General features: G+C 53.8%; 1 rRNA gene. It reads right to left on the bottom strand.

The annotated features are described in order from the left end of the window. Nucleotides 1-80: 80 nt before the first annotated feature. Nucleotides 81-1,569 (bottom strand): 16S ribosomal RNA (locus tag V7K44_RS05710). Nucleotide 1,570 lies beyond the last annotated feature (1 nt).

Below are 1,570 nucleotides of genomic sequence, written 5' to 3'. Positions count from 1 at the left end.
CGACCGACCTAAGGAATGACCAACTTACTATCTATATAGCTGTTTGCTTTTCGATATCTAAGGGGTGTAGGTCTCCCTAAAAAGGAGGTGATCCAGCCACACCTTCCGGTACGGCTACCTTGTTACGACTTCACCCCAGTCACCAGTCCTGCCTTAGGCATCCTTCTCCCCGAAAGGTTGAAGTAATGACTTCGGGCACTACCAGCTTCCATGGTGTGACGGGCGGTGTGTACAAGGCCCGGGAACGAATTCACTGCAGTATGCTGACCTGCAATTACTAGCGATTCCTCCTTCACGCAGGCGAGTTGCAGCCTGCGATCTGAACTGAGCTCCGGTTTACGGGATTTGCTTGCTATCACTAGCTTGCTGCCCTCTGTCCGGAGCATTGTAGTACGTGTGTAGCCCAAGGCGTAAGGGGCATGCTGACTTGACGTCATCCCCACCTTCCTCCGGTTTGTCACCGGCAGTCTCTCTAGAGTGCCCAACTTAATGCTGGCAACTAAAAACGAGGGTTGCGCTCGTTGCGGGACTTAACCCAACATCTCACGACACGAGCTGACGACAGCCATGCACCACCTGTGTTCGCGCTCCCGAAGGCACTCTTCCCTTTCAAGAAGATTCGCGACATGTCAAGCCTTGGTAAGGTTCTTCGCGTTGCATCGAATTAAACCACATACTCCACCGCTTGTGCGGGCCCCCGTCAATTCCTTTGAGTTTCACCGTTGCCGGCGTACTCCCCAGGCGGGATACTTAACGCGTTAGCTACGGCACGGCTCGGGTCGATACAAGCCACGCCTAGTATCCATCGTTTACGGCTAGGACTACTGGGGTATCTAATCCCATTCGCTCCCCTAGCTTTCGTCCCTCAGTGTCAGTTACGGCCTAGCAGAGCGCCTTCGCCACTGGTGTTCTTCCTGATCTCTACGCATTTCACCGCTACACCAGGAATTCCCTCTGCCCCGAACGTACTCTAGCTATGTAGTTTCCACTGCTCTTATGAGGTTGAGCCTCACTCTTTAACAGCAGACTTACATTGCCACCTGCGGACGCTTTACGCCCAATCATTCCGGATAACGCTTGCATCCTCCGTATTACCGCGGCTGCTGGCACGGAGTTAGCCGATGCTTATTCCTCAGGTACCGTCATTGTGTTCTTCCCTGAGAAAAGAGGTTTACGACCCAAGAGCCTTCCTCCCTCACGCGGTATTGCTCCGTCAGGCTTTCGCCCATTGCGGAAAATTCCCCACTGCTGCCTCCCGTAGGAGTCTGGGCCGTGTCTCAGTCCCAGTGTGGCTGATCGTCCTCTCAGACCAGCTACTGATCGTCGCCTTGGGAGTCCATTACACTTCCAACTAGCTAATCAGACGCGAGCTCATCTTCAGGCAGTTAACCTTTCACCTCTCGGCACATCCGGTATTAGCCACCGTTTCCAGTGGTTGTCCCAGACCTAAAGCCAGATTCTCACGCGTTACTCACCCGTCCGCCACTATGTCCGAAGACACCGTTCGACTTGCATGTGTTAAGCATACCGCCAGCGTTCATCCTGAGCCAGGATCAAACTCTCCGTTTTG

Source organism: Nostoc sp., assembly GCF_036917235.1.
In the GTDB taxonomy this organism is placed as follows: Bacteria; Cyanobacteriota; Cyanobacteriia; order Cyanobacteriales; family Nostocaceae; genus Nostoc.
Note: the sequence above shows the minus strand (reverse complement) of the source record. Positions and strands in the feature narration are given on the sequence as shown.